At 39.3% G+C, this 26,081-nt stretch carries 26 protein-coding genes; 4 read left to right on the forward strand and 22 right to left on the reverse strand.

The annotated features are described in order from the left end of the window. Nucleotides 1–3: 3 nt before the first annotated feature. The 17 genes from ACIQXV_RS02145 to ACIQXV_RS02225 all read right to left on the reverse strand — a co-directional run bounded on the left by ACIQXV_RS02145 (nucleotide 4) and on the right by ACIQXV_RS02225 (nucleotide 17,691). Nucleotides 4–1,203 (reverse strand): acetylornithine transaminase, encoded by a 1,200-nt coding sequence (locus ACIQXV_RS02145; RefSeq protein ID WP_402955374.1) that lies wholly within the window; start codon nucleotides 1,201–1,203, stop codon nucleotides 4–6. Next, nucleotides 1,203–2,000 carry an acetylglutamate kinase gene (gene argB, locus ACIQXV_RS02150; RefSeq protein WP_402955377.1) on the reverse strand — a complete coding sequence of 266 codons (798 nt, stop codon included), beginning with the start codon at nucleotides 1,998–2,000 and terminating at the stop codon, nucleotides 1,203–1,205. The genes ACIQXV_RS02145 and argB overlap by 1 nt, the downstream gene beginning before the upstream one ends. Before the next feature lie 12 nt (nucleotides 2,001–2,012). Continuing rightward, nucleotides 2,013–3,242 carry a bifunctional ornithine acetyltransferase/N-acetylglutamate synthase gene (gene argJ, locus ACIQXV_RS02155; RefSeq protein ID WP_402955380.1) on the reverse strand — a complete coding sequence of 410 codons (1,230 nt, stop codon included), beginning with the start codon at nucleotides 3,240–3,242 and terminating at the stop codon, nucleotides 2,013–2,015. Between the two features lie 60 nt (nucleotides 3,243–3,302). Continuing rightward, nucleotides 3,303–4,340 (reverse strand): N-acetyl-gamma-glutamyl-phosphate reductase, encoded by a 1,038-nt coding sequence (gene argC, locus ACIQXV_RS02160; protein ID WP_402955383.1) that lies wholly within the window; start codon nucleotides 4,338–4,340, stop codon nucleotides 3,303–3,305. 204 nt (nucleotides 4,341–4,544) lie between these two features. After that, on the reverse strand, nucleotides 4,545–5,174 hold the full coding sequence (locus ACIQXV_RS02165) for a response regulator transcription factor (RefSeq protein ID WP_402955386.1): 630 nt from the start codon (nucleotides 5,172–5,174) through the stop codon (nucleotides 4,545–4,547). Next, nucleotides 5,146–6,243 carry a sensor histidine kinase gene (locus ACIQXV_RS02170; RefSeq protein ID WP_402955390.1) on the reverse strand — a complete coding sequence of 366 codons (1,098 nt, stop codon included), beginning with the start codon at nucleotides 6,241–6,243 and terminating at the stop codon, nucleotides 5,146–5,148. The genes ACIQXV_RS02165 and ACIQXV_RS02170 overlap by 29 nt, the downstream gene beginning before the upstream one ends. Nucleotides 6,244–6,280: 37 nt before the next feature. Continuing rightward, nucleotides 6,281–7,378 carry an ABC transporter permease gene (locus ACIQXV_RS02175; protein ID WP_402955393.1) on the reverse strand — a complete coding sequence of 366 codons (1,098 nt, stop codon included), beginning with the start codon at nucleotides 7,376–7,378 and terminating at the stop codon, nucleotides 6,281–6,283. After that, entirely contained in the window at nucleotides 7,375–8,493 is a 1,119-nt protein-coding gene (locus tag ACIQXV_RS02180; protein WP_402955396.1) for an ABC transporter permease, read from the reverse strand. Before ACIQXV_RS02180 ends, ACIQXV_RS02175 begins: the two co-directional genes overlap by 4 nt. Nucleotides 8,494–8,514: 21 nt before the next feature. Continuing rightward, on the reverse strand, nucleotides 8,515–9,447 hold the full coding sequence (locus tag ACIQXV_RS02185; RefSeq protein WP_402955399.1) for an ABC transporter ATP-binding protein: 933 nt from the start codon (nucleotides 9,445–9,447) through the stop codon (nucleotides 8,515–8,517). A gap of 140 nt (nucleotides 9,448–9,587) precedes the next feature. After that, complete coding sequence (aroD, locus tag ACIQXV_RS02190; protein ID WP_402955402.1) at nucleotides 9,588–10,352, reverse strand: type I 3-dehydroquinate dehydratase; 765 nt, start codon at nucleotides 10,350–10,352, stop codon at nucleotides 9,588–9,590. A 3-nt stretch (nucleotides 10,353–10,355) separates the two neighbouring features. Beyond that, entirely contained in the window at nucleotides 10,356–10,871 is a 516-nt protein-coding gene (locus tag ACIQXV_RS02195) for a shikimate kinase (RefSeq protein WP_402955405.1), read from the reverse strand. A 153-nt stretch (nucleotides 10,872–11,024) separates the two neighbouring features. Beyond that, nucleotides 11,025–11,924: a nickel transporter permease gene (gene nikC / locus ACIQXV_RS02200; RefSeq protein WP_402955408.1), complete on the reverse strand. Its 900-nt coding sequence runs from the start codon at nucleotides 11,922–11,924 to the stop codon at nucleotides 11,025–11,027. Nucleotides 11,925–11,938: 14 nt separating this feature from the next. Beyond that, on the reverse strand, nucleotides 11,939–12,946 hold the full coding sequence (locus ACIQXV_RS02205) for an ABC transporter permease (protein WP_402955411.1): 1,008 nt from the start codon (nucleotides 12,944–12,946) through the stop codon (nucleotides 11,939–11,941). 158 nt (nucleotides 12,947–13,104) lie between these two features. Further along, nucleotides 13,105–14,721, reverse strand: a complete 1,617-nt coding sequence (locus tag ACIQXV_RS02210) for an ABC transporter substrate-binding protein (RefSeq protein WP_402955414.1) — start codon at nucleotides 14,719–14,721, stop codon at nucleotides 13,105–13,107. 49 nt (nucleotides 14,722–14,770) lie between these two features. Further along, nucleotides 14,771–15,739: an ABC transporter ATP-binding protein gene (locus ACIQXV_RS02215; RefSeq protein WP_402955417.1), complete on the reverse strand. Its 969-nt coding sequence runs from the start codon at nucleotides 15,737–15,739 to the stop codon at nucleotides 14,771–14,773. Next, a complete protein-coding gene (locus ACIQXV_RS02220) occupies nucleotides 15,720–16,733 on the reverse strand; it encodes an ABC transporter ATP-binding protein (RefSeq protein WP_402955420.1) in 1,014 nt (337 codons plus the stop codon). Before ACIQXV_RS02220 ends, ACIQXV_RS02215 begins: the two co-directional genes overlap by 20 nt. 193 nt (nucleotides 16,734–16,926) lie before the next feature. After that, on the reverse strand, nucleotides 16,927–17,691 hold the full coding sequence (locus ACIQXV_RS02225) for a MerR family transcriptional regulator (protein WP_402955423.1): 765 nt from the start codon (nucleotides 17,689–17,691) through the stop codon (nucleotides 16,927–16,929). Between the two features lie 275 nt (nucleotides 17,692–17,966). On the opposite strand from ACIQXV_RS02225, the gene ACIQXV_RS02230 reads away from it, so the two are divergent. The 3 genes from ACIQXV_RS02230 (at nucleotide 17,967) to ACIQXV_RS02240 (ending at nucleotide 21,311) form a co-directional block, all read left to right on the forward strand. Next, complete coding sequence (locus ACIQXV_RS02230) at nucleotides 17,967–18,332, forward strand: DoxX family protein (protein WP_402955426.1); 366 nt, start codon at nucleotides 17,967–17,969, stop codon at nucleotides 18,330–18,332. A gap of 78 nt (nucleotides 18,333–18,410) precedes the next feature. Then, nucleotides 18,411–19,517 (forward strand): GIY-YIG nuclease family protein, encoded by a 1,107-nt coding sequence (locus tag ACIQXV_RS02235; protein ID WP_402955429.1) that lies wholly within the window; start codon nucleotides 18,411–18,413, stop codon nucleotides 19,515–19,517. 303 nt (nucleotides 19,518–19,820) lie between these two features. Further along, nucleotides 19,821–21,311 (forward strand): peptide MFS transporter, encoded by a 1,491-nt coding sequence (locus ACIQXV_RS02240; RefSeq protein ID WP_402955431.1) that lies wholly within the window; start codon nucleotides 19,821–19,823, stop codon nucleotides 21,309–21,311. Nucleotides 21,312–21,373: 62 nt separating this feature from the next. Here the strand turns inward: ACIQXV_RS02240 and ACIQXV_RS02245 are convergent, their stop codons facing one another. Both ACIQXV_RS02245 and ACIQXV_RS02250 read right to left on the reverse strand, forming a co-directional pair. After that, nucleotides 21,374–21,697 carry a nitrous oxide-stimulated promoter family protein gene (locus tag ACIQXV_RS02245; RefSeq protein WP_402955434.1) on the reverse strand — a complete coding sequence of 108 codons (324 nt, stop codon included), beginning with the start codon at nucleotides 21,695–21,697 and terminating at the stop codon, nucleotides 21,374–21,376. A gap of 123 nt (nucleotides 21,698–21,820) precedes the next feature. Further along, entirely contained in the window at nucleotides 21,821–23,116 is a 1,296-nt protein-coding gene (locus ACIQXV_RS02250; RefSeq protein WP_402955436.1) for an MFS transporter, read from the reverse strand. Between the two features lie 121 nt (nucleotides 23,117–23,237). On the opposite strand from ACIQXV_RS02250, the gene ACIQXV_RS02255 reads away from it, so the two are divergent. After that, on the forward strand, nucleotides 23,238–24,476 hold the full coding sequence (locus ACIQXV_RS02255; protein WP_402955439.1) for a helix-turn-helix domain-containing protein: 1,239 nt from the start codon (nucleotides 23,238–23,240) through the stop codon (nucleotides 24,474–24,476). 44 nt (nucleotides 24,477–24,520) lie between these two features. Here the strand turns inward: ACIQXV_RS02255 and ACIQXV_RS02260 are convergent, their stop codons facing one another. The 3 genes from ACIQXV_RS02260 to ACIQXV_RS02270 all read right to left on the reverse strand — a co-directional run bounded on the left by ACIQXV_RS02260 (nucleotide 24,521) and on the right by ACIQXV_RS02270 (nucleotide 26,050). Continuing rightward, complete coding sequence (locus ACIQXV_RS02260) at nucleotides 24,521–24,748, reverse strand: hypothetical protein (protein WP_402955446.1); 228 nt, start codon at nucleotides 24,746–24,748, stop codon at nucleotides 24,521–24,523. Nucleotides 24,749–24,857: 109 nt separating this feature from the next. Further along, nucleotides 24,858–25,415, reverse strand: a complete 558-nt coding sequence (locus tag ACIQXV_RS02265) for a hypothetical protein (protein WP_402955453.1) — start codon at nucleotides 25,413–25,415, stop codon at nucleotides 24,858–24,860. A 2-nt stretch (nucleotides 25,416–25,417) separates the two neighbouring features. Continuing rightward, a complete protein-coding gene (locus ACIQXV_RS02270) occupies nucleotides 25,418–26,050 on the reverse strand; it encodes an SCO family protein (RefSeq protein ID WP_402955456.1) in 633 nt (210 codons plus the stop codon). Between the last annotated feature and the right edge of the window lie 31 nt (nucleotides 26,051–26,081).

Genomic DNA, 26,081 nt, shown 5'->3' on the forward strand with positions numbered 1-26,081 from the left:
TACTCACTCGCCCTTCTCTATACTTTGGAAAGCACTTTCCAATTTGTTCGCAAATTCGTTGATTTCTTCTTTTGTGACGGTTAACGGTGGTAAAATCCGAATGACATTCGGGCCAGCTGTTAAAATAAGTAGGTTATTATTAATTGCCTTTTGGACAATTTCTAAGGCATTCGTCTCGATGACCAATCCTTTTAGCAGCCCAATTCCGCGGATTTCTTTTATAAAAGTGTATTTTTCCTTCAGGTCTTGGAGTTGCTGATCTAAGTACACCGTGATATCGGTAACATGTTTAAGTAAATTACTTTCAAGTATATGGGTAACGGTCGCAAGTCCCGCTGCTGTCGCCAATGGATTCCCGCCAAATGTACTGCCGTGGCTGCCTGGTTCAAAGCCCTTTGCCGCTTCTTCTTTGGCAATGATGGCTCCGATTGGAAATCCTGAGCCGAGACCTTTCGCAATGCTGATGACATCCGGTTCGATTCCGTATTGCTCGTAGACAAAAAGGGTGCCTGTTCGACCGATTCCTGTTTGAATTTCATCGACCATCAGCAGGATGTCGTTGTCTTTACAAATTTCGGCAAGTTTTTTCACCCAGTCCTGGTTTGCGGGAATGACGCCGCCTTCGCCTTGGACTAGCTCAAGTAGTACTGCAGTCGGTTTGATTGTCTGAAGCTGATCAAGCGCCTCGCTGTCATTGAACGGGAGGTAGCTGAATCCCGGCATAAGTGGTGAAAATCCCTGCTGGATTTTTTCCTGACCAGTGGCCGTTAAGGTCGCTAATGTTCTTCCATGAAATGATTGCTCGAATGTAACAACTTCAGCCGAGCCGCTGCCCTTTACCTTGTTTGCATATCTTCGTGCTAATTTAATGGCTGCTTCGTTTGCTTCCGCACCGCTGTTGCAGAAAAAGACTTGATCACCACAGCTGTTTGCCGTAAGCAGCGCTGCAAGCTGCTCCTGGTTCGGGATGTTGTAGAGGTTTGAGCAGTGCCATATGTTTTGCAATTGTTCTTCGAGTTTTTCTTTAACTGTCTCGGGCACATGGCCTAGGTTACAGGTAGCAATCCCGGAAGTGAAATCTAAATATTTGTTTTCTTGATCGTCCCAAACGTAACTTCCTTTTCCTTTAGCTATGGTGACGGGGAAACGCGCGTACGTTGGCATTACCGATGAGATATGAGAGACAGAAGTATTAGTTGGCATTATGCAATCACCTCTTCTAAGACAATTTTTGTTCCGACGCATTTTCCGTTCGAATAATCTATTAGACTATTTTTTTCAAATCCGTTTATGATTCCAACCTCTGGGATGTTATGAACTAAACCATCAATAGCTGCTTTTACTTTTGGAATCATACCGCCGTAAATCGTTTGATTATCGATCATTTCTTCGATAATGACTTTTGAAACTTTGTCGAGCTTTGTCTTGATACCGTTCTTTTCAACTAAGATTCCGGGTATATCACTAATAAAGCAAAGATTGGCTTCTAAAGCTTTGGCAACAGCTGAAGCGGCAATATCACCGTTAATGTTGTAGCGTTGACCACCGGAATCAACCCCGACTGGGGAAATTACGGGAATATATCCCTGATAGATAATACCTTTAATGATGCTTTGATTCACTTCGACTACTTCACCAACAAAGCCTAATGTTTTAGCATTCTCTGTTGGCACTGCCTTCAGTAGGCCGCCATCGACACCACTAATGCCAACGGCACTCCCTCCTACTTCGGCAATATTTCGGACAACTTGCTTATTTACAGATCCACTTAGGACCATTTCGACTACATCTAATACTTGGTGGTCTGTTACTCTGAGACCATTCACAAATTTGGTTTCTACGTTAAGGCTTTTTAATAATGAAGTTATTAACGGGCCGCCGCCATGGACAATAATGGGTGCCCACTCTCCAAATTGGTGCATTTTGACCACATCTTCGAAGAATGACCTTGGCAGATTATCTAATACACTTCCGCCGCACTTAATGACTAAATATTTCATTTTCCTTCCTCCTTAAGTACGGTAGGATGCGTTGATTTTTACATAATCATAGGTTAGGTCGCATCCCCAAGCAGTTGCGCTGAAATCGCCTTGATTTAATTCAACATGAATGACAACATTTTCATTTTCTAAATAGCCTTTTACTTCCTCTTCAACAAACGGGCAAGGCAAACCTTTTTCAAAAACCTTGTATTCGCCTATGGAAACCTCTAATAAGTTAGGTTCGATTGGAACTCCACTGTATCCAGCAGCTGTTACGATTCTTCCCCAGTTTGGATCCGTTCCATAGATGGCTGTTTTTACAAGATTAGAAGAGATGATTGATTTTCCAACTGCTCTTGCTGCTTCCAGACTAAACGCCCCATCAACTTGCACTTCAACTAGCTTAGTTGCGCCTTCACCGTCACGGGCAATTTTTTTAGCAAGTGATTCACAAACGATTTGTAATCCTTGTTTAAAAATGTCCCATTCTGGATGATCCTTTGTCAGTTGGTTATTCTCTGCTAAGCCGTTTGCCATTACCAACACCATGTCATTTGTACTCGTGTCCCCGTCGACTGTGATCATATTGAATGTTGTATTCGTTACTTCTCTTAATGCATTTAGAAGATCTTCATGGGCAATATTTGCATCTGTGGTGACGAAACCAAGCATTGTCGCCATGTTTGGATGAATCATTCCTGAACCCTTGGATGTTCCACCGATACTCACTTTTTTACCATCAATGGTAAACTGAACGGCAATCTGCTTTGTACAAGTATCTGTTGTTAAAATTGCTTGTTTGAAATTTTCTTCATGTTCATACTCTTTCTGGAGAATTTGCTTAATGCCAGTTTTGATTTTATCCATTGGCAACAGTTCACCAATAACTCCTGTGGAGGTTACTGCAACTAGATGTTCTTGAATTCCAAGTTCGTTAGCGAATTCTTTTTGCATTTGAAGTGCATCAGCAATTCCTTGCTCACCTGTACAAGCATTTGCATTACCAGAATTCACGAGAATCGCTTGAGCTTTATTTTCTTTTGCAATACTTTCTTGCGTAACCAATAATGGAGCTGCCTGGAAAATATTTGTTGTATAAACACCAGCTACTGTAGCTGGTACTTCCGAAACAATATAGCCTAAATCGAGTCTTTTTCTTTTAATGCCACAGTGTATTCCGCCAGCTTTATATCCCTGAGGCAATGTTATACTCCCAACTTCTATAACAACAATTTCCTTTAATGATGTTGCTTGCGCCAATTTTATTTCCCCCTTATTATTCCCCTTGGTCGTATAACTAGGTGACTAACAATTTATTTTTTATGGATACAATGGAATATCTGTGAGTCCTGTTCGTTCATCCCAGCCGTTCATGATATTGGCGTTTTGAATCGCCTGACCTGCCGCCCCTTTTACTAAATTGTCAATGACAGAAATTATAGTTAAGCAATTTGTTCTAGGATCCACATGAAGACCTAGGTCACAAAAGTTTGAGCCAAGTACTTCTTTTGTAGCCGGTACCATTCCTTCCGGTCTGACTCTGACAAATGGTTTATTTTTATAAAATTCACTGTATATATGGTGAATTTCCTTTGTTTTAATATTTTCTTTTAGCTTCACGTATATCGTACACATTATTCCCCTTGTCATTGGTACCAGGTGAGTAGTAAAGGTAATCGTGATAGGATTTCCCGATTCATCCTGTAACACTTGCTCAATTTCCGGAATATGCTGATGTGCTCCTAGTTTATAAGCTTTTAAGTTTTCATTTATTTCACCGTAATGCGCGGTTAATGAAAGCCCTCTTCCCGCACCGGACACTCCTGATTTGGCATCAATAATAATGGATTCGTAATCCGCCAAATTTGTTTTCAAGATGGGCAATAATCCAAGAGTGGATGCTGTAGGATAGCAGCCCGGGTTCGCGATTAGATTAGAAGTTTTTATTTTTTCTGCATAAATTTCACTTAATCCATAGGTTGCTTGATTTATATATTTCTCATCAGCAGGTGAGTGCTTATACCATGATTCATATTCCTTCGCATTTCTTAGCCGGAAATCTCCAGACAAATCTACACATTTTTTACCTTTTTCTATTAGTTTCGGAGCAAGCTTACTACTCACCCCTGATGGTGTTGCAAAAAATACAAAATCATTTTCTTCACTTAATCTATCAGGATTGAACGTTTCAAGTGGTTCAACAATAATGTTAGAAAGATGTGGATAAACATCGCTAAATCTAAACCCTGCTTGGGAGTTAGAAACTACAGAACCAATCTCCATAAAAGGATGCTTATTTATTAATCTGACTAACTCAATTGACCCATAACCTGTTCCACCGATAATCGCAGCCTTCATTTCTTCAACTCCCATGTTGCTTATATAATGAATTATTATACATACATATATATAATTATTCAATATTAAAATGACTTAATTTTTTATTTAGACTGAAAATAATAACCTTTTATATTGAAAACGCTTACATTATTGATTTTATAATTATACAATATTTATGCATAAAAAAAGCTCCTGCTTTAGCAAGAACTTTGATTTGATTTATTAAAAATTCTTCAAATAAAAAATCGCCAGCTGCGTCCGATCCCTAAGCTTCAATTTTTCAAGTAGCCCCGTTGTATAGTTCCGTATTGTTCCCTCACTTAAATAAATCCGTTCCGCAATTTCCTTATTGGATAGGCCTTCAGCAATAAGACTTAAAATTTCTTGTTCACGATCAGATAACCCCAACTTTAAGGGAGCCTTCTTCCCATCCTTAAGCATTGTCGAAAGAGCACTGGCAACTTCTCTTTCTAAAACGATATTCCCCATCCCCACTGCCCGAAGGCTTTCAATGATGCTATCAGATGGTTGGTTTTTCAAGATATACCCTTCAGCGCCGCTTTTTATCGCCTCTTTGATATAATCATCATCCTTAAAGGTTGTTAAGATTACTACTTTAATATTATTGAAATGTTGCTTTATTAGTTTTGTACCCAATACACCGTCCATAACAGGCATGCGAATATCCATTAAGACAAGGTCAGGGCGCTGCTTTTGACACATTTCAAACGCTTCCTGACCATTTACTGCGGTTCCCGTAACCTCAAAATCTGCTTCAAGTTCAATTAGAATCTTCAATCCATCACGAATTAATGCATCATCATCAACGATTAGAACCTTCAAAAATCCCACTCCCTTCTTGCTTAGGAATTAAACACACAATTAAAAAGCCAGCACTTGCAGAGATCGAAAGGCTGCCACCAACATTTCTAACCCTTTCCCTCATACCGCTAAGTCCAAGCCCATCCTTAATTGTTTTACACCCTACCCCATTGTCTTTAATGTAAAGCCTTGTATATTGATCTGTTATTTCAATTTGTACATACATTTTTGTTGCATGCGAATACCGCGATGCATTCGTTAGTGCCTCTTTTAAATTCGTACTCAATAATTCTAGATGACTAGCAGGTATGGTATTAATATCACCGCTCAATTTAAACTCAACTGGGCAAAAACCGAAATGGTCTATAATGTTTTTTATATAGTCTATGCCTAAATGTTGTTTTGGCTTGATATTATGTACAGTATCGCGAAGTAACTCGACCGATTTTGCCAAACCCTCAATTGATTTTTCAATCATTAGCAGTGATTTCCCTTGATCCCTTGAATGAAGTTTGTATGCCGCTTGTAGTTGAAACAAGATCCCTGCAATGCTGTGCCCAATACTATCATGTATCTCCTGGGCAATTCGATTCCGCTCCCTGACCTCAGCAATATTCGCTACTTCTTTTGACGAATGCAGCAGCTTTGCCTTTGTATCTTCAAGTTCATACCGGAGCCGGCGCTCGTTATCGACTGTTTGTTTAAAACGTTCTCGCTCTTCCTTCCCATAACGAATAACAAAAGCTAGTAAACTGCTAATAAGAACGATTAAAAGGTTGGTTTGAAGCAAATCACTTAATCTAAGTAAATAGATCATACTGAAAACCGTTACACCCACTCCAACATATATTCTTTTTAACATAAAGTCATAGCTGCAAAGTGCAAATAATATGGAAAAACGGAAATCCATCGTAACGGCTGCACATGTGAGCAGCAGCGTTACGATGGTTAAATAAACAGAAGCGAAATATCTTTCTTTAAAAATATTAACAGCTATTATTACCAGGAGAATTAAGAATTGTTGGTATGGTATATCCTGATTGATAATTATTTCTAAACAAAGGTATAGGAGAATCGCTACCTTAACGATATAATTCATGTCATCCCCTGCCTGTAATCTTTTCCTTCATTATACTTTATTTAGCAATATCTGCCTTTCTAAATGTGCCTAACAGGAAGAAAATAAAGGAGAAAACGATTAATATTAATACTTCTTTTCCAAGTGCAAATAGCGACTGTCCCTGCAATAGTTTTTCTATGCCTGTAATCACCCATGATACTGGTGTGAAGTTACTTAAAGTCTTGATGATATCCGGCGCAAATTCGAGTGGGAAGTAAGCACCACCGAGCATTGCCAGCGGTGCAACCAAACAAATACCGATTAAGCATGCTTGAATGATATTTTTCGAAATTGAGCTGATTGCCACTCCGAATGATACAGTCACTAATGAAAACAGTAGCAACAAGACAAAGATAGAAAATCCAGCACTGCCGAGATACAGTTTGTAAACATATTTTAAAATCAGAAGGACAAAAGAAATTTGAATAAAAGAAACACATAGAAAGCTGCTAACAATTTGAAGCATGTAGGTTTTAATTTTTACAGGTGCTGTAAGTGTTCGATAGAGTGTGTGGTTATTCTTATTAAAAATGATGAACAATCCAACAATTAAGGAGGTGTACAACATTGATATAATCAGGTAGCCCAACACCGATCTTGTTCTTTCTGCTCCTTCATTAACGGCTAACTTGTGGTCAAGTTGAATCGCACCATGCTGATCGTAATTTGTGAATTCAGTGTAAAAGGAATCAGGATTATGCTGCGCCGCCTCCACAACCATCTTGGCATGATTAAGCCATTGCTCTAGGAATGCACTTACCGGCTTAGAGAAGTTTGACTCTTTGACAGAATAACTCGTAATCCCTCCATCTTTCCCTTGAATAAGGTCATCAGTAAACCCCTTTTCAATCACAACAACATAATCAACCTTTAATATTTTGAGATCATTGCTTATATTTTCCTCTTTAACGTCCCGAATTTCTGCTTTAGTTTTTAGATTCCGTACCAAATCAGCTGTAAACTTCGTATGATCATGATCGATTACCGCTACCTTTACAGTTTGTTCCTGACCAATAAAGCCCAACGACATAAATGCAAGTGGAAACAGCAAGATAAAGAAAATTTGAACTTTATTGCGGAAAATTCTTTTTAAAGTATTTACAAAAATAGTCATGCCACTCTCCTCCTTCCGGTTATAAAAGTAAGGGTAACAACAATAATTGTATAGCAAACTAGGCTTAAAATATTCGATTGCGCGAAGGTACCTTCATAAATATTCGTGAATAACGTCTTTTGCGCATAGGTGTTCGGTGAAAGGTAACTTAGCATTTCAATTACTTTCCCATCCATTCGCGAAAATCCACCGGCAACTAACGTTAGAACAGTTCCAACAATGAAGATACCGAGCGAAGACGCCATTGTGCTTTTTGACAAATACGCTAAAATCATGCCCAAGGCGACGGAAATAGTTGAAAACAAGAAGAGTACTAGCAGAATAATCCATAAGCTGCCATCCCAATTTGCTTTAAAGGCAAATTTAGAGATAAGAAAAATTAATATGGAAATCCCAAACAAGGTCATCGTACTTCCTGTTAATTTTCCAAGAATGATTTTACTACCCTGGATTGGAGCGGCGATCATACGGATATTTGTGTGATTTCCCATATCCTTCGTAATCGCAAATACCCCAAATATGGCTCCGAACAGCAGCGATTGAAATAAAGCAGTTAGCGCATAATAATCAATTCCGCGTGGTATTTTTCCTTCTGTCACTAACTTTACTTCTTTAATAATAGAAGGGTTGGAATTAGGCTGTAGCTGCTTTCCATTAAGCTTGATGAGTGTGTTTCCAATATTAAAAGTGCGAACAAAACTCTCTAATACTGGCTGCACGTAGGAGTTTTTCTCCTTGCTGTAAAAATTAATTTTCACTTGTTCGCCCTTTTTGAATTGGTCGGAGGTTCCTGTTGAAAGATAAATCAGCCCTTTTAACTTTCCGGACTTGACTTGATCTATGCCACTTTCAAGCGAATTAACCTTTTTCACTTCCAATATGGAGCGTGTTTCTTTTGCTGATAAAAATTCAGTCATCGAACTGTTTAAAATCCCGTCATCTTTAGTAAAATAACCAACATTCATTGGATCGATTTTCTTTGGCGTATAGGCACTATCAAGTGCCTTACCAAGAATAAGGATCATTAGAATAGGCAGTAAAATAAACGCAGTCATTGCTTTAATATCTCTTACATTACGAATAAACGTATAGTAGGCAATGGATAATAATTTCATTGAATTCACCTCTTCCTTCTCTTAATCTCGTAGGGATCTTCCTGTAAGGGTTAGGAACACGGCTTCTAAACTCGGTTTTTCCACATTCAAAGATAGAATTTCTATTCCAACCTCCGTCAAAAGATTGATCACACGACTGACATTATGTTCTCCTTTTTTCCCAATCACTTCTAAGCTGTTTCCTTTGATGCTGCATTCGCGAATGCTAGAGATTGATTTAATTTGTTCTACGACTGTGTAATTGATAGAAGATAATTCAATAACCAATTTTTCCTCAGTGGAAACGAGCGAGGTTAGTTCTTCCTTCGTTCCCTGGGCGATGACCCTGCCATGATCGACAATGGCCACTCGCGTACATATTTCTTCAACCTCTTCCATGTAATGGGAGGTATAGATAATCGTCGACCCCATTTTGTTCAATTCTTTGATTGATTGCAAAATATGATTCCTTGATTGCGGATCGATTCCCACAGTTGGTTCATCCATAATAATGAGCTTTGGATGATGCAAGATAGCACAGGCAATATTTAATCTACGTTTCATCCCGCCGGAAAATCCTTTTGGTCGATCCTTCTGTCTATCAGTAAGCCCTGTAAATCGGAGTGCTTCCTCGATTCTTTCCTTTAAAAGACTTCCCCTAAGGCCATAAAGCCGGCCGAAGTAATCCAAATTTTCATACACTGTTAAATCTTCAAATAAGGCGATCTCTTGGGGAACAATACCAAGTTCCCGCTTTACTTCCATTTCATGGCGTTTAATTTCTTGCCCTAGAAACTTTACCTCTCCGCCATCATATTGGGTAAGACTCGAGATAATACTGATTGTCGTTGTTTTACCCGCTCCATTTGGCCCCAATAGACCAAAAATTTCTCCTTCGTTTATCGCAAATGTTATATGATCTAAAGCAAGGAAATCACCATATCGTTTAATTAGATTGTTCACTTCTAGTAACATGTTCCCAACTCCCTTTTCGTTTTTCTAATGTAATCATATTCGAAATCACTTGGCTCTTATAGTGACTGGAGGAATAAGTTCATGTGACAATTGTCATATTTGTGGATGCAAAAAAGCACCCCAAGGAGTGCTTTTTGCATTCATATATTTGCATGTAACAGTTTTAGTACTCTTCGTAATTCCAGAACATTTACCTGTCCTGGAGCTGAAGTTTTATTTGCCGCTCCAAATGTTAATGCTGAGCCAAATAATTCCCCGGCTAAACGACTGATAACCCCTTTGCCCCCCATTGACATTGTTATGATTGGTCTATCCGCGTACTGTTCGTTCATTGTGTTGGTTGCATCCAATAATGTTAGCACATCAGCGGCACATGTTGGCATTACCGCCATTTTCGGGAGGTCCCCCCCCAATTCCTGTGCTTTCCGTAATCGTGACACGATTTCTTCCTTCGATGGTGTATTTTCAAAATCATGATTCGAAAGGATGACGTACACCCCATACCCATGGGCAATTTCAATTAGTGTTCTTACTTCTTTTTCATCATTAAATAACTCTATATCAATGAAATCAACCAATTCTGTTTCCGCAACTAATTTATTTAACTCTATGTAATATTCACCGCTAATTTCCTTTTCGCCGCCCTCTTTAACACTGCGGAATGTAAAGATTAACGGTATATCAGCTAGGATAGCACGGATTTCTTCCGCGGCTTCCTTTACTTTCCCGATATTTTCAACGTGTTCAAAAAAATCTACCCGCCATTCAACAAGATCTAAATCTAGTGTTTTTAAATGGGCTGCTTCAGCCTTTAATTCCAATAGGGTTTCTCCTACCATTGGGACACAAATTTTTGGAGCTCCTTCACCAATTGTCAACCCTCTAACGGTTATTGTTTTTATCATGTTTTACACCTTCTCATTTACAGCATGTATTATTAAATCAGCAATTTCTTCTGGAGCTTGGTCATCCGTATTCACCTTCAAATGATGCTTTGCATACACTTCCTGCCTTTTAATAAACAGCTCTTCCATTTCTGCTAATGACTTTCCTTGCATTACTGGGCGGCTGTCAATAATTAGGCTGATTCTTTCCTTCCATTTTTCAAAGGACAAATCTAGAAAAATAACAAAACTAGAAGACAAGCAAACCTTTCGGATGTCTTCTTGCAAAAAGGCACCGCCGCCTAAAGATAAAATCTTTCCTTTCTGTTCGCATAGACTGGTGATGACACTTTTTTCTTTATCTCGAAAGGCCTTCTCTCCAATTTTTTCGAAAATTTCCGAAACCTTCATATCATAATGTTTTTCAATTTCTTCATCAACATCAATAAATTTTCGCCCCAGCTTTTCAGCAACAAGTTTACCAATTGTAGTTTTTCCTACTCCCATAAACCCGATAAAAACAATGCTTTTATTAGCCAAACCCTTTCAATCCCCCTTATGATAGAACAATAAGTCAAAGTGATTTTTCTGAATTTTTTTTAATTATAAGCCTTTCCAACATCAAATAACAATATTTCAATTCGCCCACTTTTTAGATCTTTGTAAAAAAATGAGAGACCCCCGTGGAGTCTCCTAGTTTTTCATTTTCGGATCCAGAACATCCCGTAATCCATCCCCCATTAAATTAAATCCAAGTACCGTCAGCATAATCGCCATCCCCGGAAAAAATAGCGTCCAAGGGGCATTTGTAATGTAATTTTTAGAATCGGCAAGCATTTTTCCCCATTCAGGCTCAGGCGGCTGGGCACCCAGGCCGAGAAAACCTAAGGCAGCGGCTTCGATGATTGCTGTTGCAATCGCTAATGTGGCTTGGACAATTACCGGAGAAATACTGTTAGGTAGAATGTGTCTTAAGAGAATTCTCGTATCCTTCATTCCAACTGCCCGTGCTGCCATGATATATTCCTCTTGTTTCACACTTAAAACCTTTGATCTGACAAGCCGGCCAAAATTAGGGATATTAATAACCGCAATCGCAATCAAAGCATTTTTCAAAGAAGGTCCTAGAATCGCAACAACAGCAATCGCTAAAAGAATACTTGGAAAGGCAAGCATGACATCAAAAACACGGGAAATAATCGCATCGACCCAGCGGCCATAGTATCCCGCCACAATACCAAGCAATGTTCCAAAAACAACAGACCCTAACACCGAGAAAAATCCGACCCATAAAGAAATTCGTGCACCATAGAGCACTCGCGAAAAAATATCTCGTCCAAAATCATCAGTTCCGAACCAATGCTTACTTGATGGTGCCTGCATCCGATCTGCCAATACCTGTTCTTTAAAGCCATACGGGGCAATCAAAGGGGCTATAATGGCTATAATGATAAAAAATATAACTATACATAATCCTGCAAGTGCTAAGCGATTTTTATAAAAGGATTGCCATGCCTCCTTCCACGGAGGTACCAACTTTTCCTCGGCAGGTATCATCGAGATGTCTGCCGTGTTTTTCGCTAATTCTGCCACTCTTGATCCCCTCCTTATTTAGTAAACTTAATTCTTGGATCCACTATGACATATAATAGGTCAACTATTAGATTGATAAGTACAAAGATAGCTGCAATGATTAAAATTCCGGACTGAATGACTGGATAATCACGATAGCCAATGGCGTCGTATAAATAACGGCCAATACCCGGCCAGCTAAAGATGGTTTCTGTTAGGATTGCTCCTCCTAAAAGCAGCCCTGTCTGCAATCCAATAACCGTGAGCACAGGAATAATAGCATTTTTAAGTGAGTGCTTGTACACTACCCAAAACATTCTGAGGCCTTTCGCTCTAGCTGTACGAATGTAATCGGATTTCATAACCTCAAGCATGGCTGCCCGGGTCATCCTTGCAATAATCGCCATCGGGATGGTGGCGAGGGCAAGGCTCGGTAAGATGAGATGCTTGATTACCGTGACAAATTGATCAAATCTGCCCTGCATTAATGTATCGAGCATATAAAGATTGGTTATCGCTGTAATAGGATCCCTGACGTCCTCTCTTCCCGTTGTCGGAAGCCAGCCCAATTCAATAGAAAAAGCCCATTGCTCCATTAAACCCAGCCAAAAAATCGGCATTGACACGCCAATTAAGGCAAGAACCATGGCTACATAATCAAACCATGAATTTGAAAACCAGGCGCTGATAATCCCGGCATTCACGCCGATAATGATGGCGATTACCATTGCTACAACGGTTAGTTCCAATGTAGCAGCCAGGTATGGCCATATTTCTTCGTTAATCGGTAATCTTGTCTCCAGTGAAATACCTAAATCGCCATGAAGCAATGATTTAATATAATCGACATACTGTATGTACCACGGCCTGTCCAGCCCTAATTGCGCTGTCAAGTTGGCGACCGCTTCTTTCGTTGCCCTTTGTCCAAGTATCACTTGAGCTGGATTTCCCGGAATCGCATGAATAATGGCAAAAACAACAAGGGTCATCCCAATTAAAACCGGAAATAATGCAAGAATACGCCGGACTGTATAGGTTAACATAATAACTCACCTCTTTTTATAAAAAGAATTATCTGGTACTCTGAACCTCTGAAAAAGGTATCCTTTAGGCCTTATTGGAACCCGCCCCCCGAAAAATGGAGACTGATGTTAAGAAAAGGGGAGGCACCACACTGCTCCCTCCCCTTCACTCTTAAAGATTATTTAAATTCCACTTTACTTAAGCATTCAGACCCTGTTGGATGTGGTACGTAGTTCAGTACGTCCTTTGATGCGGCCAACAGTGGTGTTGAGTGGACAAGTGGCACCCATGGAGCATCTTCATGGATGATTTCTTGTGCTTTTTTATAAAGCTCGTTACGCTTCGCTTGATCTGTTTCTGTTTGCGCCTCAATTAAGATGTCATGCAGTTCGTCGTTGCTGTAGTAAGCGTAGTTGTTGCTGCCGATGGCGTCTTTATCGAGCAAGGTGTAAATAAAGTTATCAGGGTCGCCGTTGTCGCCTGTCCAGCCAAGCATGAAGGCATCAAACTCCCCTTTGGTTGCTTTTTCTAAATAGGTGGCCCAGTCAACCGATTTGATTTCTGCTGTTACCCCGATTTTGCTTAAGCTTTCTTGGATTACCTCAGCAACCTTCTGTGCTTCTGGCATGTATGGACGAGCAACAGGCATTGCCCATAATTCCATTTTAAATCCTTTCTCATACCCTGCTTCCTTCAATAGCGCTTTTGCCTTTTCTAAATCATAAGGATACTCCTGAATCGCATCATTATAGCCTTCAATGGAAGGAGGCATTGGGTTTTTGGCAGGAAGTGCTTTGCCGCCATAGAAAGCATCAATGATGGCCTTTTTATCAACAGCGTAGTTAATGGCCTGACGAACAAGCTTATTGTCAAATGGTTTATGGGTATTGGTTAATCCAATATAACCAACGTTCATGGAAGGTCGTTCGATAATTTGTAGTTTGTCGTTAGATTTAACTGTTTCCTCATCCGAGTTATTCAACCCGTCCATGACGTCGATTTCACCTTTTGCAAGGGCGTTAAGACGTGCAGCATTTTCTGGAATAACACGGAAAATGATTTTGTTTAACTTCGGTAAGCCCTTTTGCCAGTAGTCTGGATTTTTTTCAACGACAATCCGGTCTTTCTTTTTCCATTCAACAAATTTAAATGGACCTGTTCCTACTGGATGACTTCTGAAATCGTCGCCCCACTTTTTAACTGCCTCAGGGCTAGCAATTCCAAATGGTGACATCGCCAGGTTTTTCAGGAACGGAGCCTGAGGACGTTTCAATACAAACTGAACTGTGTTAGCATCAATAGCTTTAACTTCTTTAATGACGTGCCCTTCATCTGCTTTATAACCGCCAAACATCGTATAGTAAGGAAATTTCTCGTCATTCCCATTCATCCAGCGGTCAAAGTTAAAGACCACCGCGTCTGCGTTAAAATCAGTGCCGTCATGGAATTTCACTCCTTGATGCAGTTTGAATGTGTACGTTAATCCATCATCAGAAGCTTCCCATTTTTCAGCTAGCCCCGGCTGGATGGTTGTATCCTTCTCCCCATATTCGAGCAAGGTTTCAAAAATATTTTCTGTTACTTTAAATGCTTCCCCTTCGGTTGTGGTAATTGGGTCCAAGGACGTGGAGTCCCCGCCACGGCCATACACGAGTGTATCCTTTTTGGAACCATTACTAGTACCAGGATCTTTTTTTCCATCAGTTTCATTATTCGTTTTGCTGTTGCAGCCAACTAAAAACATGCTGATGGCTAATAGAGAAATCAACAGCCATTTAAAAGACTTTTTCTTCATAAGCTTTTATACCCCCTAAATCTTTTTTATTTATCATACATGCGGTAAATCACTCATTATATAAGTGACATGCCACAAAATGACCATATAGATCGCTTTCCGCAGGTCTAGCCGTTTTACAAATATCCATCACCTGTCCGCATCTGGTATGAAAAGCACAGCCAGAAGGAGGATTTGCCGGACTTGGCAGCTCCCCCTCTATTAAAATCGTTTTCTTCTTTAAATCGGGGTCTGGAACCGGCACTGCTGAAAGAAGTGCTTTCGTATACGGATGCTTTGGATTTTCATATAGTTCCTCACTATCAGCTAATTCTATTAATCTCCCTAAATACATCACACCAACACGATCACTGATATGTCGTACTACACCTAAATCATGGGCGATGAATATGTACGTTAGCTGAAATTCCCTTTGGATGTCCTTCATTAGGTTAAGCACCTGTGCTTGAATCGAAACGTCGAGTGCTGAAACAGGTTCATCGGCAATGATTAACTTTGGTTTTGTCATCAATGCCTTAGCAATCCCTATGCGCTGGCGCTGACCGCCGCTGAATTGGTGCGGATACCGCTTTGCGTGATAGCTGCTGAGGCCTACTACCTCCAGCATTTCTCTTACCAGGTTCCGGCGCTCCTCTTTCGTTCCGATTCCATGGACAATCAGGGGCTCTTCTAAAATTTGCTCGATAGAATGCCTTGGGTTTAAGGATGCATAGGGATCCTGGAAGACCATTTGAATATCCCGGCGCGTTTTTCTTAATTCAGACTTTGACATACTGGTAATCTCTTTATCTTCAAAAATAATTCTTCCATCGCTAGCCTCAATTAAGCGCATAAGCAGGCGCCCGGTCGTTGACTTTCCGCAGCCGCTTTCCCCGACAATGCCTAATGTTTCTCCCTTTTTCACATAAAAAGATACATCGTCGACCGCCTTGACTTCTCCTTGCGTCCTTCCAAAGAGACCTCCCGTAATTGGAAAATACTTTTTCAGGCCATTTACCTCAAGAAGTAACTCCGACATGTTTGTCACTCCCCTCCTTCAATGTATGAAGCAAACAGCGCACTTCATGTCCGTCTTTTTCCATTTTATATAATTCCGGTGCTTGCTCATGGCATGCCGCAAATACCTCAGAACATCTTGCCGCGAACCGGCAGCCATTCAAAACGGTTCCAGGGGCAGGGACCGTTCCAGGAATGCTGTATAAGCGGTCTTTTTTCCCTCTTAAATCTGGTACGGATTTAAGCAGTCCTTTAGTATAAGGATGCTGTGGATCCTTTAAAATTTTCCTAACGTCGCCCTGTTCAACGATTTGACCGGAGTACATCACAATCACCCGTTCACATATTTCCGCTACCACACCTAAATCGTGGGTAATCAAAATGATTGATGTGTTTGTTTTTTGATTTAAGTCCTTCATCAAAGCAAGAATTTGTGCTTGGATGGTGACATCAAGAGCCGTTGTAGGCTCGTCCGCAATCAACACCTTGGGATTGCAGGCCATCGCCATCGCTATCATCACCCTCTGCCTCATTCCTCCTGACAGCTGGTGGGGATACTCTTTAAGGATTCCTTCTGCCCTTGGAATACCTACGAGCTTTAATAATTCGACACTCCGGACCTTTGCTTGTGATTTAGTGAGGTCTGTATGTAACCGGATCGCTTCCATCAGTTGATTGCCAACTGTGAATAAGGGATTCAATGAGGTCATTGGTTCTTGGAAAATCATCGATATCTGATTTCCGCGGATTTTTCGCCATTCCTTTTCCGAAATATTTTTCAAATCTTTTCCTTCAAAAATAATTTCTCCGTTCTCAATTTTTCCGGGTGGAGCTGGAATCAGCCCCATGGTCGCTAATGAGGTGACACTCTTCCCACTCCCGGATTCGCCGACAATCCCAAGAATTTCTCCATCTTTTAATTCAAAGCTAATACCGTCCACTGCTGGGACAAATTTTTTTCCTGATTGAAACGACACCTTTAAGTCCTGTATGCGAAGAATAGGATCTTTATCCACATTTACACCTACTTTAGCTATTCTATTAAGTACTCATCAGCAGACTTCCTATTAAATTTAGTGAATTTTATGACTATTATTACATACACGCTATCGGGGATTTTGTCGAAATTTGGCAGGAAGTTAAAAAATTTTAAAAAAATTGCCTGACACGTTTCGCGATTTAACACGAATAATGTCAGGCATCGAATGATTATTTTTTTATCCCAGTATAAATATGAATTGCATCTCTTAAAAATTCTGCTGTCCCTGGCTGTACTTTATCATAGTAGGCTGTAAATCTTTCATCATCGACATACATTTGCGCAAGGCCGGCATGGGCCTCCTTGCTATACTCGTTCCAATAGTAACATAGCCATTGTTTGTGCAAATCAGCGGCTTTTTGCGCTAACTCACCTTTAGGGTCACCTGTTTTATAAGCCTCAGCCAAAGTTTCCGTTACTTGTTCCGCCAGTGCGGTAACCTCATCATGCTGCTCCTGCGTCATATTCATGACTTTTGCATTCGATTTATCAACTGTGTCGCTGCCATATTTTTCACGAATTTCTTTGCCATACTTTTTCTCGTTATCTTCAATCATCTTTTTCTTAAAGCCTTCGAATTTTTCTTTATTAGACATTTCCATTCTCCCTTCTGCTAAGGCAATTGTTTTATTCACATTGGCAATTAACATCTCTAGTTGTTCCTTTTTTTCGAGGAGTTTCTCACGGTGATCTCGAAGTGCAGCAGCGCCATCGAAGTTTGGGGCAGTAACAATATCCTTAATGCTATCTAAGCTCACACCTAATTCTCGGTAAAATAGAATTTGCTGCAGGCGATCCACCTCCGTCTGACCATAGATTCTATATCCTGATGAATTGATTCTTGCCGGCTTAAGAATGCCAATTTCATCATAATACCTTAAAGTCCTGGTGCTGACCCCTGCTAAATGTGCCAACTTTTGCACTGTATACTCCATGCAATCACCTCCTCACAAACAACAATACACCTTTACGCAACGTCAATGTCAAAAACATTTTAGCCTAATTTTTCACATGTTGCCCTTTTTTCACATGGTGCCTGACACCATTACTCCTATTTTCACACTTGTAAATTCGTTATTGGTGACAGGCACCATTACTCCTATTTTCATATTAGTAAATACGTTATTGGTGTCAGGCACCATGTTTTTAGACAAGTTTGTGTGATGTTTGTCCCTCATTTGGCATATGGTTTTTATTAAGGGGGAGTGACATGAACACGTCTTTTTCAACTATAAAACTTATACGATATGCTGTGGCATATGTTTTTATTACGTCCGGGTTTATGAAACTGATTAGTACTGAGTTAGCCAATGTCTTTCTCAATTTAGGACTTCCCTATCCCCACATCATGTTATATGTGGTAGTCTTATTGGAGATTGTTTGCGGGATGTTCATTTTGCTAAATAAAGCGGTAAATACTGCGGTGATTCCGCTAATTGCCATCATGATGGCTGCCCTTTTATTAACAAAATTATCATCCTTACACACAGGCTTTCTCCAATTCGCCTTCAACGCGAGATTAGATATCGTCATGATCATCCTGCTTGTCATTCTATACAACCGGTCCCTTAAATAGTAATGAGGATGTCAATGTGACATCCTCTTTTATTTGGGATAACTGTGATAAAATACAGTTAGTAATGGGGGAATTTACATGAACCTAAAAGAAAAAGTAAAGAACCTTCCCTTAACACCTGGTGTTTATCTTATGGAAGATTCCCAGGGAAACATTATTTATGTTGGGAAGGCTAAAAATCTTAAGAATCGTGTCAGTTCGTACTTTCAAAATTCAAAGGCACATTCTCAAAAGGTAAAAAAGCTTAAGGCAAACATTGCTGACTTTAATTACATCCTTACAGATACCGAATTTGAAGCTTTTATGCTTGAATGTAAATTGATTAGAAAAATAAAGCCAACTTTTAATAGAATGATGAAAAATCCAAAATCATACAGCTTTATTTTGATTCAATTGGACGGTAACCATCAGAAGTTCGAAATTACCAATAGTGTTAAAAAAGACGGCAAACATTATTTTGGGCCCTATACTAGTAAACATTTTGTAGCAAAAGCTGTCCAACGGTTAAAAGAATTCTTTAAAATCAGCTGCAGTAACCCAACCCATAAGAATACTCCCTGCTTAAACTATTCATTAGGCCAATGTATAGGGATATGCTTCCAGAAGACCGCAGTTGAACAGTATAAAAACATATTAAACAAGATCATCGACTTACTAAATGGCACTGATACGAACATTCTTGAAGAAATAGAACAAAAAATGGTTGCGGCATCCTTAAACTTTGACTTTGAAACAGCTGCAAAATACAGAGACACTCTAGATGCCATATGTTCCCTCATTTATAAAGAAACAGTGATTGAATTTACTGAAGCGAATAATAATATAGTCATCCTAGAACCCCTAGAAGACAATAGTAATAAACTTTTCTTAATTAAGGGGAACAAGGTTCTTTTTAGCAAAAAATTTAACACTGCCGACTATAACATGGAGCAGCTCGTTAAGATAATCAAAACAAACGTATTGGCCTATTTCAAGAATGATACACATACCCACATAGAAGTTAGCAGGAATGATATTGATGAAGCACAGATTATTTATTACTATTTAAAAAGCAGTACCTGCAATTATATAGTTATGCCTGATAATTGGAATGGGATTGATCCCTATATAAAAATTGAGGATTTGCTTACCAATACTTTAGGTAAAACGATAAGCAATCTGGCCCCTTCCACGACTAAATCATAACCCTATCAATCTGTATTTAATGTTAAAGCCCTCGGTGAGATGTTTCGCCGAGGGCTTTTCATTTTTTCATTTTATAGGAAGACCTGCCGCCAAAGTGTCTTTCCTATTAATCTCTAAGAGTGAAAAAACACCCTAATCAGAATAAATTTACTATTTTAAAAAAACTTTCTTTTACCTACCATTACACATTATTATGTTGAAATATCAAGGTTTTTAACCATTAACCATCTATACTTCAAAAAAAAGTTTTTGACAATTCAAACACACAAAAAGTATTATAGAATAACAAAAGGAGGTTATCTAATGTCAAACACAAATAGACAGAAAATTGTGGAGAGTGTACCTCAGAAGGGATTTTTTGGACATCCTAAAGGACTTTTCACTCTTTTCTTTACAGAGTTTTGGGAGCGTTTCTCATATTATGGAATGAGAGCAATCCTCGTTTTCTACATGTATTATGAGGTCACTAAGGGTGGCTTGGGGATGGACAAAACCCTCGCACTTTCGATCATGTCCATTTACGGATCACTTGTTTATATGTCCGGAATCATTGGCGGCTGGTTAGCTGACCGAATTTTCGGTACTTCGAAGTCCGTTTTTTACGGTGGAATATTGATTATGTTTGGTCACATTGTTCTAGCTATTCCTGGAAGTGTAAGCATGTTCTTCGTATCCATGGTATTGATTGTCCTTGGTACAGGATTGCTTAAGCCAAACGTTTCTAGCGTTGTCGGTGAATTGTACAGCGAACAAGACAATCGCCGTGACGCAGGTTTTACCATTTTTGTTATGGGTATTAACATGGGGGCATTTATCTCTCCACTAATTGTTGGGGCAGTAATGGACTATAGCTTCCACATTGGTTTTGGTATTGCTGCAGTCGGTATGTTTTTAGGACTATTACTTTTTACTTATACAAAAAAGAAAAACCTTGGCCTTGCAGGTACAATAGTAGCAAATCCATTATCATCAACTGAAAAGAAAAAAGTCTTTACTATTTTTGGATTGAGCGTAGTAGTTATTGCTATTTTATGTGCTATTTTAATCCCAATGGGACTTATAACGTTTAAAGGTTTCGTTAATCTAGTCACCATTCTTGGTGTTTTGATTCCAACAATCTATTTTGTTGTTATGTATCGCAGCCCTAAAACAACAGCTGTCGAACGTTCACGTGTTCTTGCGTATATTCCACTATTTATTGCATCGGTTATGTTTTGGTCGATTCAAGAGCAAGGCTCAACCATTCTTGCCAACTATGCAGACGAACGTACGCAGTTAGACTTTGCAGGAATTCATATTTCACCTGCATGGTTTCAATCATTAAACCCATTATTTATTATTATATTCGCACCTATTTTTGCCTGGTTGTGGGTAAAATTGGGGAAACGCCAGCCAACGATTCCTCAAAAGTTTTCGTTCGCCCTAGTTTTCTCAGGGATATCATTCCTAGTGATTCTACTGCCGGCTTACCTTGGCGGATCTGATTCATTAGTAAATCCTTTATGGCTTGTACTTAGTTATTTAATTTGTGTATTCGGGGAATTATTGTTATCACCTGTTGGATTATCAGCGACTACAAAATTAGCACCTGCAGCCTTCTCAGCACAAACGATGAGCTTATGGTTCTTATCAAATGCTGCTGCACAAGCACTCAATGCACAAGTCGTTAGATTTTACACACCTGAGACCGAAATGACTTACTTTGGTGTCATCGGTGGAGCTTCGATTGTACTAGGTATCATTCTATTCATGTTAGCACCAAAAATTCAAGGCTTCATGAAAGGCGTTAGATAATTAAAAAAGGTGCATTCCTCAAAACACATTCAATTGTGTTTGTGGGAAATGCACCTTTTTTATTATCGATTCAACAAATGCTTCACAGAATAGATGGGATGATAAATCATCATCCAAGGCCCTGCGTAACGCATGACAGCTTTCATCTTTTGACGGTATTTTAATTTATAGCAGTGGACTTTACAGTTGGAGCAGGCGGTTTTTTCCTCGCCAAAACGGCAGAATGAGAGTCTTAATAATGCATAAGTTTTTAATTCATGACAGTCTTTACATAGCTCATCACGATGGTGGTTCTTTCGGCAGTAAAGCTCAATCATTTCCTTGACAATTTCTTTTTCCTTTTGGATATTTGGGCCATTATTTGGTTCAATTAAGCGAGCCTTCATGTTAGTAAACCTCCTTTTTAGGATTTACTAAAAATACCTTCTTAATTAAACCCTACCATAAGATCCTTCTTTATAATGGAAGATAAATTACAAATTCAGCACAATTTATTCAAACGAGGCTAGTTATGAAGCCACTCCTCTTCGATGTGCTCTAACCTTCTCAAGCTCTGGATGGGCCTTTATTACAACAGAGGGCCTTGCTAGTATAAGGGTCACACCCACGAACAATGAAGCCGATATAAGAAGAATCCATTGCGCTGGAAAAACATCATAGAGGAACCCATATAGAACCATTCCTAATGGCATCAATGCCATCGACATCGTTTCAAGTATTGAAAAAACACGTCCTTTATAATCATCATCTATTTTCTTTTGCATCATGACCATAATGGGTGTGTTAACGGTGATGACCAATGCACCAAGACTGAACATAATCATCAGATAATACACGAAAATAGAATTATCGGTTAAGCTCATCAATAATGGCCCTGCAACTGCCCCCATAATGACTCCCATGCCAATGATCGCCCTTTTTGATACGAGAAGTGGATAGTTGACTTCCTTTCTTATCGAGAAATAAATCGACAGTAACAGCATTCCGATGGCAAATGCCCCTTGCGTAAAACCAAATCGCTGGGAAGCCATTTTCATTTTTTCTATCAAGATGAAGGAATAGCCAACCTCAAACGCGCCAAAAAGGAAGTTAATGAGCAGGGAGATCCAGATAATTGTCATAAGCAGCGGCTGCAATTTTAAGTAGGAAATCCCAGCCTTTATGCTTTGCCACATTGTTTCTTTAGGCTCCCCTTCTACCTCTTCTTTTCGGTGGGCAAACAGGTTAAAATTCATGGTTGATTCTAATACGATTGCTAAACTCGATGCAGCGATATACATAATTAAAAAAACAGGCATGGAAACTGCACCATATAGAAGCCCCCCCACTGCCGGGCTGGCTATAGCAGCAAATGAAATCGACATTTGATTCAATGACATTGCTTTTTGAATTCTTTCTTTATCGACTAGTCCAGTGATAGATGAAGTAAACGCAACGCCGGAGAACATAGAAGTAAGGGACAAAATGCATGAAGTGGTATAAATGGCGATGAGAGATAGTCCTGATGATAGGGTCACCACTAAGAGCCCCGTGATGGCCACAGTTGTGGCAATTTGTGCAGTGATTGCAATTATCTTGCGTGAATATTTGTCCGTGATGTAGCCTGCAAATGGGGCTGCAAGCGTGCGCGGCAAAATATTGCAGATCAGGTTCGCAGCAAAACTTGTTGCCGATCCCGTCAGTTGTAAAATATAGAAGCTGACAGCGAATGAATATACTTGAGCCCCAAAAGACGAAATCAGCTTACTAATTGTGAAGGTCCACAAATGATATGTGGCTTTTTTCAGCTTATTACTATCTTTCATAAAAACCCCACCTTAAAAGTTTAATCTTATTAAACAAATAATAACATGGAAGCCCCTTCCATTACAAGCAAAAGTTTAATATAATTAAACATAATAAATAACTAAAGGGTGGCTTTTTTGCATGTTAGGTGAACGAATACGAGAAATAAGGAAAAGGAAGAAGATGACATTAGAGGTCCTAGCAGGAAAAGAACTGACAAAAGGGATGCTAAGTCTGATTGAAAATAACAAGGCCAAGCCTTCAATGGAAAGCTTGGCCTACATCGCGGAACGTCTAGGAGTTGAAATCGGGGATCTCTTAGAAGAGGTAAGTACACAGGAATTAAGAGGGATTCTAGAAAAGGCAGAGAAGCTTTATAATGTAGATTCTGAAACAGATAAATACAAACTGCTCATTGGCCTTACCGAACCCTATTTTGAAAAGCTTACACAAGGATATGAATCGGCCCGATTATTAGATATTTATAGCCGGAGTCTTTACCATGAAAAAATGGATGGCTGGCGGGATATTTCCAAACGTGCAGCCAAAATGTATGATGAGATGAACCTTACAGCAAAACGGGCAAACATCGGCATCTTTTGGGCAATGGAGAAATTTGTCGAGCATGATTATACAGAATCATTAACTATCTTATTGCGTGAACGCGCAGAAATCGAGTCAAATCATGTTTATATCGACCCAATGACTCGAGTCGACCTTGATTATCATGAGGCGATCTTACATTTTGCTGTCGGTGATTCTGACGCAGCTACTTTAGTTATGGAAAGTGCCATTCATTTTTCAAAAGAGCATCGCATCTTTTATCGGATTGATGATTTATATAGACTTGCAGTGGCCCATGCATTAATGACACATGACGAGGAAAAGAAAGCCCATTATTCCAAAAAGTTAAAACAATACGGGGAATTTGCGGAAGACATGCGCTCCACGCTTTTTCATGATCTTTTCAATATCATGGCCCTTATTTATGAGAAGGATTATGTAAAGGCATTAGAAAAAATTGACCAGTATTTGTCAGATCCGAAAATGACTGAGGTCTACGAAATATGGTTTCTGCTTGAAAAAGGAAAGGCTTTTTATGGTCTCAGACGCTTTAATGAGGGACTTTCATTTCTCGAAAAAATAAACATCCCTTCGTGGGTACATCATCCGTTTGATTTCACGCTATTATATGTAACGGATTCATACAAAGCGCTTTGTCACTTTGAACTTGGAAATGGGAATGAGGCCATAAAATTGGCGAAAAAGGCCGTGGAGAATTATTCCACACTGGTACATACACCTTACCAAGATTTCGCTAATGAAACGTACAATATGATTAAAGCGAAAATAGAAGTCGACCTGCCTAATGGCAATTAACAGCGTAAGAGCCCGATATATGTATATCAGGCTCTTTCAATGGTTTAAGACTTTTCTTCATTTAATTCATCAATCAGCTGTTTCGTCCTTTTCGCATTTCCCTCGGCAAAGTTTTCAAGGCGTTCCTTTAGTTCATCATCATCATGGATCCGTTCAGCAGTGATTAGGTACGTCCGCATTAAATCTTCTTCGATTCCGATTGAAGTTTTTAGAACCTCTTCCAGTTTGCCCTTTTCTTCTTTATTCTTTCCATTAAACGCATTTAAACCCATTGGGAAAACCTCCTTTTTATCATTATCGTTCACCATTCTATCTTCAGATATCCATTAATGGCGACAACGATATGAAAATGTAGTTCCCCTAATCAAAGAGTTTAAACCCCTATTCATATTGTGATTTATCAACAAAAGCCGTATATAATAAATAGATGACGATACAAATTGCAGTTGTAACAAACCCCCATCCAAGAGTGATTTGCTCAATGACAAGGTAGTTGTTACATAATTGCACAGGTGTTTCAATATATAACCATCCCATTGCTGTGAATAACGCGATAAAAAAGTAAAAAATAATATTTTTTCCGATTGGTTTAAGTTTCTTCCAACTATCATTAAGCGGGATTCCAGCCAAGATTGGTAAACTGATAAATTTAAAGACTTCCATACCCTGTGACGTTAAGGCATCATCCATTGCCCTTGGTATCGTCCAATAGGACACCATGATAAGAAATAATAATATTCCCGGAACACCATTACCATTCCATTTTTCAAAAAAGGACGGGAAACGGATTTGAAAAAATCGTGCCATTAGAAATCCTGCAAATACCAATATAGGCATTTGCATGTGCATGTGAATAATCATAACTGATTCCATTAAATTAGCTACAGGAGGAACCGCAAGGAATAGGATAATAAGTAAGCCGTATACTAATTGCTTCATTCTTACTCCCCCGCTTCCTTATCCAGAATGCTTGTTACCGTATGGTCGGCTTCATCAATTTTTTTATAGTCCATGACATTAATAAGACTGCCTTTTTTATCAACTAAATAAAACGCCGAATTATGCGCGAAATTGCCGTTTTCATCGGGAATCACAATGACTCCAAACGCTTTTAACAACGAATCCAACTCAGCTTTATTTTTAATTCTTGCCATACGCCATGTTTCACCATCACTATTAAAATAGCTCCGGTATTTTTCTAATGTGGCTGGGTCATCTCGTTCAGGATCAAAGCTTATACTTAAAAAGACAATATCTTTGCCGATATATTTGCTTGGTATCTTATCATAAACTCTAGACATGTTCATTTCTAATTGCGGGCAAACCGTTGTGCAGGATGTATAAAGAAAGGTAATAAATACATATTTGCCCTTAAACTCAGAAATAGAATAATTCCGTCCTTTGCTATCCTCAAAAGTCACATCAGGGAATTTAGGTTTATCGTCAATTAGTTTATTGACCCGTGCTGTTTCCGCAGTAAATGCCTGGAAACCATCGGTTCCGAAAAAGAACAGCGCACCTCCAAATAAGATAACAAGCAAACATGCAAATGTAGTATGCCAATTTTTGATCATGAAGACCACTTCCCAAATCTATTTTTTTGCA

The sequence above is a fragment of the Neobacillus sp. NPDC097160 genome (assembly GCF_044762155.1).
Taxonomy (GTDB): Bacteria; Bacillota; Bacilli; order Bacillales; family Cytobacillaceae; genus Neobacillus.

Coding starts and splice junctions, on each gene's coding strand:
- ACIQXV_RS02245 (WP_402955434.1), bottom strand. CDS start 21,697: ATGAAGGCTCGCTTAATTGAACCAAATAATGGCCCAAATATCCAAAAG.
- argC (WP_402955383.1), bottom strand. CDS start 4,340: ATGAAGGCTGCGATTATCGGTGGAACAGGTTATGGGTCAATTGAGTTA.
- ACIQXV_RS02185 (WP_402955399.1), bottom strand. CDS start 9,447: ATGTTACTAGAAGTGAACAATCTAATTAAACGATATGGTGATTTCCTT.
- ACIQXV_RS02230 (WP_402955426.1), top strand. CDS start 17,967: ATGAACACGTCTTTTTCAACTATAAAACTTATACGATATGCTGTGGCA.
- ACIQXV_RS02260 (WP_402955446.1), bottom strand. CDS start 24,748: ATGGGTTTAAATGCGTTTAATGGAAAGAATAAAGAAGAAAAGGGCAAA.
- ACIQXV_RS02205 (WP_402955411.1), bottom strand. CDS start 12,946: ATGTTAACCTATACAGTCCGGCGTATTCTTGCATTATTTCCGGTTTTA.
- ACIQXV_RS02240 (WP_402955431.1), top strand. CDS start 19,821: ATGTCAAACACAAATAGACAGAAAATTGTGGAGAGTGTACCTCAGAAG.
- ACIQXV_RS02265 (WP_402955453.1), bottom strand. CDS start 25,415: ATGAAGCAATTAGTATACGGCTTACTTATTATCCTATTCCTTGCGGTT.
- ACIQXV_RS02235 (WP_402955429.1), top strand. CDS start 18,411: ATGAACCTAAAAGAAAAAGTAAAGAACCTTCCCTTAACACCTGGTGTT.
- ACIQXV_RS02250 (WP_402955436.1), bottom strand. CDS start 23,116: ATGAAAGATAGTAATAAGCTGAAAAAAGCCACATATCATTTGTGGACC.
- argB (WP_402955377.1), bottom strand. CDS start 2,000: ATGAAATATTTAGTCATTAAGTGCGGCGGAAGTGTATTAGATAATCTG.
- ACIQXV_RS02255 (WP_402955439.1), top strand. CDS start 23,238: ATGTTAGGTGAACGAATACGAGAAATAAGGAAAAGGAAGAAGATGACA.
- ACIQXV_RS02210 (WP_402955414.1), bottom strand. CDS start 14,721: ATGAAGAAAAAGTCTTTTAAATGGCTGTTGATTTCTCTATTAGCCATC.
- ACIQXV_RS02270 (WP_402955456.1), bottom strand. CDS start 26,050: ATGATCAAAAATTGGCATACTACATTTGCATGTTTGCTTGTTATCTTA.
- ACIQXV_RS02225 (WP_402955423.1), bottom strand. CDS start 17,691: ATGGAGTATACAGTGCAAAAGTTGGCACATTTAGCAGGGGTCAGCACC.
- ACIQXV_RS02175 (WP_402955393.1), bottom strand. CDS start 7,378: ATGACTATTTTTGTAAATACTTTAAAAAGAATTTTCCGCAATAAAGTT.
- ACIQXV_RS02170 (WP_402955390.1), bottom strand. CDS start 6,243: ATGAATTATATCGTTAAGGTAGCGATTCTCCTATACCTTTGTTTAGAA.
- ACIQXV_RS02145 (WP_402955374.1), bottom strand. CDS start 1,203: ATGCCAACTAATACTTCTGTCTCTCATATCTCATCGGTAATGCCAACG.
- ACIQXV_RS02180 (WP_402955396.1), bottom strand. CDS start 8,493: ATGAAATTATTATCCATTGCCTACTATACGTTTATTCGTAATGTAAGA.
- ACIQXV_RS02215 (WP_402955417.1), bottom strand. CDS start 15,739: ATGTCGGAGTTACTTCTTGAGGTAAATGGCCTGAAAAAGTATTTTCCA.
- aroD (WP_402955402.1), bottom strand. CDS start 10,352: ATGATAAAAACAATAACCGTTAGAGGGTTGACAATTGGTGAAGGAGCT.